Origin of the sequence: Micromonospora phytophila, assembly GCF_023656545.1 — a bacterium.
GTDB lineage: Bacteria > Actinomycetota > Actinomycetes > Mycobacteriales > Micromonosporaceae > Micromonospora > Micromonospora phytophila.
The window spans coordinates 1-7,889 of record NZ_JAMOKF010000261.1 but is presented as its reverse complement, the minus strand read 5'-3'; the positions used below and the strand labels follow the sequence as shown (position 1 = coordinate 7,889).

6 protein-coding genes and 2 pseudogenes are annotated in these 7,889 nt (G+C 71.6%); all 8 read right to left on the bottom strand.

Annotation, left to right across the window (positions count from 1 at the left end):
- Positions 1-324 (bottom strand): annotated as a pseudogene (locus tag NCC78_RS23875) (bifunctional 3'-5' exonuclease/DNA polymerase); the annotation flags it as partial.
- A 115-nt stretch (positions 325-439) separates the two neighbouring features.
- Positions 440-1,402, bottom strand: coding sequence for a carbohydrate ABC transporter permease (locus NCC78_RS23870; RefSeq protein ID WP_372495188.1), 963 nt, complete (start codon positions 1,400-1,402; stop codon positions 440-442).
- Between the two features lie 13 nt (positions 1,403-1,415).
- Positions 1,416-2,357 (bottom strand): carbohydrate ABC transporter permease, encoded by a 942-nt coding sequence (locus tag NCC78_RS23865; protein WP_250797179.1) that lies wholly within the window; start codon positions 2,355-2,357, stop codon positions 1,416-1,418.
- A gap of 42 nt (positions 2,358-2,399) precedes the next feature.
- Positions 2,400-3,803, bottom strand: a complete 1,404-nt coding sequence (gene ngcE / locus NCC78_RS23860; RefSeq protein ID WP_250797177.1) for an N-acetylglucosamine/diacetylchitobiose ABC transporter substrate-binding protein — start codon at positions 3,801-3,803, stop codon at positions 2,400-2,402.
- 26 nt (positions 3,804-3,829) lie between these two features.
- Positions 3,830-4,579 carry a sugar isomerase domain-containing protein gene (locus NCC78_RS23855; protein WP_250797176.1) on the bottom strand — a complete coding sequence of 250 codons (750 nt, stop codon included), beginning with the start codon at positions 4,577-4,579 and terminating at the stop codon, positions 3,830-3,832.
- Positions 4,576-5,538 (bottom strand): MurR/RpiR family transcriptional regulator, encoded by a 963-nt coding sequence (locus NCC78_RS23850; protein ID WP_250797175.1) that lies wholly within the window; start codon positions 5,536-5,538, stop codon positions 4,576-4,578. Before NCC78_RS23850 ends, NCC78_RS23855 begins: the two co-directional genes overlap by 4 nt.
- Positions 5,539-5,822: 284 nt before the next feature.
- Positions 5,823-6,317 carry a nitroreductase family deazaflavin-dependent oxidoreductase gene (locus NCC78_RS23845; RefSeq protein ID WP_250797174.1) on the bottom strand — a complete coding sequence of 165 codons (495 nt, stop codon included), beginning with the start codon at positions 6,315-6,317 and terminating at the stop codon, positions 5,823-5,825.
- A gap of 138 nt (positions 6,318-6,455) precedes the next feature.
- Positions 6,456-7,889, bottom strand: a pseudogene (locus tag NCC78_RS23840) (ABC transporter permease); the annotation flags it as partial.

The following is a 7,889-nucleotide window of genomic DNA, read 5'->3' as shown; positions in this document are numbered from 1 at the left end:
CCAGGCCGCGGCGAGCGAGCGCGGCTCGCCCCACCGGCCGGCGTGGCCGAGCAGCAGCGCCTCGGTCAGCTCCACGTCGTGGCAGCGCTCGACGCGGACCCCGGCGCGCAGCAGCCCGGGGTAGATCGCGGCCCCGGAGCCCCAGACCCAGCGCGGGTGGACGGCGGCCTCCCGGGCCGCGACGGCGGTGGCGAGATCGGTGACCGGCTCGACCGGGCCGGCCGGGCGCCCGGCGGCGTCCAGCGGGCACAGCTCACCCCCGCCCCGCTCGTCCGACACCACCGCCACCAGCACGAATGCGATTCTGCCTCGCCCCTGCGACACTCCCGCACCACACCCCGAGCCTCTTCTGCGGTAGGGGTCACCTCACGCACGAAAGAGTGGCCATCCCCCGTGGAATGGCCACTCTTTCTTGTGAGGCTGGGCGCGGTGGAGCGGGCTACTTGCCGACGCCGGCGGTCAGGCCGGCCTGCACCTGCCGCTGGAAGACGATGTACACGATGAGCACCGGGAGCATCGCCATGGTCACTCCGGCGAAGAGGCCGGACCAGTCGGACTTGTACCCCTGATTGACGGAGAGCTCGATCAGGCCCTGGGAGATGACCTGGTTCTTGGGCTCTCCCGCGACGGACTGCATCAGCAGGGTCGGCAGGTACCACTGGTTCCACTGGCCGAGCACGTTGAAGATGCCGATGCTGATCAGGCCCGGCTTGGCCATCGGCAGCATCACGCTGAAGAACAGCCGCGAGTGCCCCGCGCCGTCGACCATCGCCGCCTCGGCGATCGTGTTGGGCAGCGTCCGGAAGAACGAGTGCATGAAGAAGATCGTGAACGACAGCGACCAGGCCACGTAGACCACGATCAGCATGAGGTGCTTGTTCGGGCCGAGCAGCGGGAACACGACGCCCATGTTGTAGACCCCCTTGAACAGGGGCACCGCGGCGAGATAGATCGGCAGCGTCAGGCCGGACAGGAACATGAAGTAGATCACCCGGTTGCCGGGGAACTCGTAGCGCGCCAGCACGTACGCGGCCATCGAGCCGAGCAGCATGGTCAGGAAGACGCTGCCGATCAGCACCAGGAGCGTGTTCAGGAAGAACGCGCCCAGGTGGCCCTCGCCCCACGCCCGGCTGAAGTTCTCCCAGCGCAGGCTCTCGGGGATCAGCGACAGCGGTTCCCGGATGACCTCCGAGTCGCTCTTGAGCGCCGACATCACCACCCACACCAGCGGGTAGATCACCATCACCGCCCACACGGCGAGGAACGCGTGCGAGAAGCCGTTGAAGATCCGGGAGCCGACGCCGCGTCCCACGGAGATCGGCGCGCGGCCGTCGGCCGCCGGGCGCCCGGCGCCCTGGTCGGGCCGGGTCTGATCGCCGGAGGTGTGTGTCACCGTACTCATCGTCCAGGCCTCCTCAGTACTCGATCCGCTCACGGCGGGTGATCCTCAGCTGCGCCGCCGCCAGCAGGATCGTGAAGATCGCCAGCGCCACGCCCATCGCGCAGGCGTAGCCGAACTGGCCCTTCTGGAACGCGGTGAAGTTGAGCACCGACGCGAAGATCTCGCTGGCGTGGTTCGGCCCGCCCTGGCTGGGCGTCATGACGAAGACCAGGGCGTACATGTCCAGGGCGATGAAGCCGAGGTAGACCCACGCGACGGAGATCGTGTCGCGCAGCAGCGGCAGGGTGACCCGGAAGAACGTGTGGAACCGTCCCGCGCCGTCGAGGATGGCCGCCTCGTAGATGTCCTTCGGGATCGACTGCATCGCCGCGGAGAAGAGCACCATGTAGAAGCCGGCGCCGCTCCACACCGCGATCAGCAGCAGCCACCACAGCACCGCGGGCACGCCCAGGAAGGGCTCGGGGTCGGCGGTGAAGGCGATCGGGTTGTCGGCGTCGACCAGCCCGATCTTGATCAGCAGGCCGTTGATCAGCCCCTGGCTGTCGGAGCGGTAGATCTGCTGCCACATGACGGAGATGACGACCAGCGACAGGACCTGCGGGAAGAAGAAGATCACCTTGTAGACGCCGGAGCCGAACACACCCCGGATGCCGGCCCTGTCCTCGCGCCCGCCCACGTTGAGCAGGAACGCGAGGAACAGGGCCAGCCCGATCGTGAACAACGGCACGGTGACCAGGAAGAACACGTTGTGCCAGAACGCCTTCCTGATCAGCTCGTCGGAGAGCAGCCGGACGTAGTTGTCCAGCCCGACGAACTCCTGGTTGTCGGAGTAGCCACCCCAGCTGGTCAGCGAGTATCCGGCCGCCTGGGCGAAGGGCCACACCACGTAGAAGAGGTACAGCGCGACGGGCAGGGCCAGGAAGCCCGTGACGAAGCGCGCGACACCGTGCCGCATTCCACTCACTTCCTCGTTCGGATCAGGGGTTGACCGCGGCCGTCAGGCGGTGCGGGTCTGCTTCTTGATCGACGAGTCCTTGGCGACCTTGTCGGCGGCCGCCTGCATCTTGTCGACGAACTGCTGCGCGGTGAGCCGGCCGGCCATCAGCTCCTCGGAGAGGTTCTGGCTCTCCTTGTCCAGGTCGGCGTAGAAGTCGAAGAACTTGGTCTTGATGAGGTCCTTGGGGGCGTTCTTCATCAGCTCGTTGGCGGTCGTGAGCGAGGTGTCCTGGACGTTGTCGCCCGAGCCCTTGGTCGAGGCGAGCGACTTGGTCAGCTCGGCGAACTTGGCCGAACCCGACTTGGAGAGCGCGGCCCGCAGGAACTCCTTCGCCGCGGCCTTGTTCGGGGCCTTGCTCGGCACCACGAGACCCTCGCCGGCACCGGCGAAGACGTCCTTCGGCGCCTTGTCGCTGGCGCCCAGACCCCAGTAGTCCGACAGCTTCATCTCGAAGCCCGGCGGGATGGTCGCCGACATCTCGTTCTTCAGCCAGGTGCCGACCTGGATGAACGCCGCCTTGCCGTCGAGCCAGGCCTGCTGCGACTGGGTGTGGTCGAGCTTGCCCGGCAGGAGCAGCTTGTCCTTGACCAGCTTTTCCCACGCCTGCAGCGCCGGCAGGACCCCGTCCGCCTTCCAGGCGTTCTCCTTGAGGTTGTCGATGTCGACGACGGCCTGCTTGCCGGCGGACTTCCAGATCGTCGCCATCAGCGCCCAGCGCGGGTAGTAGCCGTGCACCGCGTCGTGCACGTACGGGGCGATGCCCTTGGCCTTGATCTTCGGCGCGAGGGCGAAGAACTCGTCGAAGGTCTTCGGCGCCTCCCAACCCTCCTTGCTGAACAGCGCGCCGTTGTACCAGTTGCCCCAGACCGTGTAGGCCACGTTGACCACGTAGAACTTGCCCTGGAACGTGCCGTCCTCGACGGTGCCCGGCAGCAGCGTGTCGGCGACCGTGCCCTCGCTGTCCCAGGCCGGCGCGGTGAGCAGGTCGTCCAGCGGCTCGATGGCACCCTCGTTGACCAGGGTGCTGATGTCCATCATGTCGGCGCCCGAGTTCATCACGAGGTCGCTCGGCTGGGTCGCCATCTTCGGCTGTTCTTCGGTCTTGATCTTCTGAGTCGAGCTCATGTTGACCGTGACGTTCGCGTGCTTGGCGTTGAAGACCACCTTGTCTTCCTTGGCCCACGCGTCGCCGAGACCGCCGTTGAAGATGACCACCTTGACGGCGCTGCCGTCCTTGATGCCGAACGGGTTGTCCTTGTTCTTGGTGCCGCCGGCCTCGTTCGACTGGCTGGGCTCGCTGCCGGCGCACGCGCTGAGCAGGCCGGCGGCCGGGACGGCCAGGAGGCCCGCGGCGGCCGCGCGGCGCAGCAGGGTCCGGCGGCTCACATCGGGGTTAATCGACATCGTCGTCTCTCCTTGTGGTGTTCGGGTCAGGCGGTCCGCCGGAGGCGCCCGGCGTACCGCGACTCGAGGGCGTTGTTGTGCTCGTCCCCACCGGGGACGTTGGCGGAGAGGTAGATAGGGGGTACCTCTCCGGCCTGGTGGAACCGTCGTACGACCTCTGCGGTCAGCAGCTGCGCCAGCAGCGCCGTGGTGACCGAGGAGACCGCACAGACCGCGCCGCCGCCCTCGAGCGGCAGCAGTGCGTCGCCGTACGGCGCGCCGTTGTCCAGCACGACGTCGGCGAGGTCGGCGAGCCGCCGGCCGGACGGGTGCCGTGGGGCGACCCGTGCGGTGTGCTCGACCGAGGTGACCGCGATCAGCTTGTGACCGCGCCCGGTGACCAGCGCCGCCAGCTCGACCACCGAGCCGTTGATGCCGGATTGGGACGCCACCACGAACACGTCCTGCGGCTGTGGGGCCGCCAGCGCGTAGATCTGGTGGGCGATGGTGGGGTCGCGCTCCAGCTTCGGGTCGGCGAGCACGTCGCGCGGGGCGTCGCCGTGCAGCACCAGGTCGTGGATGGAGAGCCGGTTGGTGGGGACCAGGCCGCCGGCCCGGGCGACGAGTTCCGCGGCGAACGCCTCGGAGTGCCCGGCGCCGAACGCCTGGAGCACGCCGCCGGAGCGGAGGCTGGTGGCGATCAGGTCGGCGGCGGCGGTGATCCCGGCCGCCTCGGAGTCGAGCAGCCGGTCGAGCACCGGACGGACCGCCTCGGCGTACCCCTGGGCGCTGATCATGCGGTGGCCCCCTTCGCGGCCTTGTGCCCGTCGACGGCCTGCGCGGTGCGCTGGAAGGCCGCGTGGGCGCGGTCGTGGGTGCGCTGCGCGACGGCGATGTAGAGCAGGTCGAGCACGACCAGCTGCGGGTGCCGGGCGGAGAGCGCGTCGGGGCGGAAGGTGGTGGCCTGGCTGGCGGTGAGTAGCACGATGTCGGCCAGCTCGGCCAGCGGCGAGCGTGGGAAGCCGGTCAGCGCGACGGTGGTCGCGCCCCGGCTGCCGGCCTCGGCGAGCATCTCGATGGTCTCCCGGGTCTGGCCGGTGTGCGAAATGCCCAGCGCCACGTCGCCGGCGCGCAGCAGGGCGGCGGAGGCGAGCCCCTCGTGCACGTCGTTCCAGGCCCAGGCCGCCACCCCGATGCGGTGCAGGCTGAACTGCATCTCCTCGCCGACCAGCGCGCTGCCGCTGGCGCCGAAGATGTTCACCCGGGACGCCCCGGCGATGGCCACCGCGGCCCGCTCCACCTCGGCGAGGTCGAGCAGCGCGGCGGTGTCGTGCATGGCCCGGGTGTCGGCGGCCATGATCTGGTCGAGCACCCGGGACAGCGGGTCGCCGGGTTGGATCTCGCGGCCGATGTCGACCGTCCAGCCCGCCGAGCGGGCCCGGCCGGTCTCGGCGGCGATGCCCAGCCGCAGGTCGGCGTAGCCCTCGAAGCCCATCGCCCGGCAGAACCGGGTGATGGTCGCCGGGGAGGTGCCGCTGCGTTCGCCCAGCTCGACGATGGTCGCGCGGGCGGCCGCCTCGGGGTCGCTGAGCACGTGCTCGGCGACGCGGCGCAGCGCCCCGGTCAGCTCCCCCGCGCCGGCCCGGACCCGGGCCAGCACGCCGTCGGAGGCGACCCCGAGCGCGCTCCGTCGGTCGAACGCGTCGGCGTCGACCACCGCGGTCCCCGCGGAGGTGTCCACCTCGTGATCAACCATCGGACGCCTTTCGGAAAAGAGTGTTAACTGTTAGTGGTAAAAGTTCTTACTGAAGGCCCCTCCGTGTCAAGTCTGTGGGCGAAGTTTTCAAACTGTTACCTGGCGCACATCACGCCGACCCGGCCCATCCTTGCCCCGCCGCGCCCGGCCGACGCGGCGCGTCCCCCGGCCCACGTCGCCTCCCGACGACGTGCAGAGCGGTCGGCGGGGCTGTCACGCCCGGTTCGGCAGCGTCTTCCTCCGCGCAGCGGCGAGGCCCGGTCGGCAGCGTCTTCGGTAGGCCGTCACGCCTGGCCGGGTGCGCCTTCGGCGGGGCCGGCCGGGACCAGCCGGAAGATGCGGATCTCCCGGCCACCGGCCCGCTGCACGTACGTCCGGTAGGCCGGCCACTCGGTGACCAGGAGCTGCCAGAGGCGCTCCCGCTCGGCGCCGGTGGCGACCTCGGCGCGCACCCGGAGCCGGCGGCCCTTGACGTCGACCTCGGCGGCCGGCTCGGCGAGCAGGTTCATCGCCCAGCCGGGCTGGTGGGTCTGACCCCAGTTGGAGCCGATCACCACGTACGCGTCGCCGTCGGGCACGTAGAGCAGCGGATTGCTGCGGGGTTTGCCGGAGCGGCGGCCGGTGGTGGTGATGACCAGCGACGGAATGAGGCCCAGCGCGACCACCCGGCCCCGGCTGAGCCGTCCCACCAGCCGGTCGGCGGGGACGAGCAGGCGGGCGGCGGCGCCGAACCAGCGGTGGTGACCGACACGGCGGGTGAGGGTTCCCAGAACGGACACGGAGACCAGTGTGCCGGCTCCCGGTCCGCGACGGCACCCCCGGACCGCCCCGATGCCGTGGCGTCACCGGCGTCGGCCGGGGCGGGACGCCGGCACCGACCCGCCTCCCGCGCCGGCGCGGCTCGTTCGGCCCCGCCGTCAGTCCAGCCGGCGCTCGACCGGCAGGCGGGACCGGGTGAAGAGCCCCGCGCCGAGCATCGCGACCAACGGCACCACCACCAGCACGCCGAGCGTCGCCCACGGGACCACCAGCGGGTAGGGCTCCTGGATCGGCCACGTGCCGGCGTACCGGCGGTTCACGGCGGTCAGGATGATCAGGGCGGAGCCGAGGCCGGCGACGATGCCGAGCGCCGAGCCCAGCACGGCGATCACCCCGGCCTGGCAGAGCGAGAGGAGCCGGCGCAGCCCTGGGCCGGCGCCGACCGCCGCCAGGGTGGACAAATCGGCCCGGCCCTCGGCCGCGGCCAGCCCGGTGGCGGTGCCGGCGGCCCCCAGCGTGATCACCCCGGACGCGGCCGCGAGCAGGAGCAGCGCCGGTCGGCTGCCGCCGGGCGCATCGGCGGAGGCCATCTCCACCTGCATCCGGTGCGGGCGCAGCGCGGCGAGGAACCGGTCCTGCCCCGTCCGGTCGGGCGGCCCGTCGGCGGCGACGGCCCAACCGACGGGGCGCAGGGTCAGCCCGAGCCGGTCGGCCGCCTGCGGGGAGAGCAGCAGCCGGTCCACTCCCACGTTGCTGCGCAGCGCGTACCCGGTGACGGTCGCGCCGGTGGAGCGGACGTCCGCATCGTCGCCCGGGCGGGTCACCGTGAGGCCCAGCCGCCCGTCCACCAGGTAGCGCGGGTCGGTGACCACCGCCCCGCCGGCCCGCAGCACGGCGGTGGCGGCGGCGGTGTCGGCCGGGTCCGCGCCGGTGAGGATCGGCAGCGCCGCCCCGTCGTCCACCAGCACCTGGAAGTACGCGCCGTAGTGGTCCTCGGGCCCGCCCCGGCAGCGGGAGTCGGCACGCGCCTGCCGACGGGCCGAGTCGCTCAGGTTCTCCTCCGGCGTCCAGGGGCAGGCCCGCTCGGGCGGCAGCACCGGGTTGACGGCGCACAGGTCGCTCTCCGGCGTGCAGGCGACCTCCACCAGCGGCGCCACCGTGCGGGCGCCCAGGTGGGTGCGGGCCGGCTCGGCGATGTCCGCCAGCGTCGGTGGCCGGCTCGGGATCGTCGGGTCTCCTCCGGTGACCAGCACAGTGCCATACGGCAGGTGCGGCTCGTACCTCCCGGCGTCGCGGGCCTCCTCGCTGGCCAGGTACACCCCGATGGCGACGCTGCCGGCGACCGCGGCCATCACCGCGGAGATCGCCGGGGCGGCCGAGGACCGGTTGCGGCTGGCGTCGCGCAGCGCGATCCGGGGGGCCAGCGGAAGGGCCCGACCCAGCCGGGCGAGCAACCCGACCAGCGTCGGCGTGGCGAAGACCAGGCCCAGCTCGCCCAGGATCAGGCCGGCCAGGATCACGGTCGGCGCCGTCCGGGTCGCCCCGGCGGAGGCCACCGCGGCCCCGCCGACGGCGAGCACCGCGCCGACCGT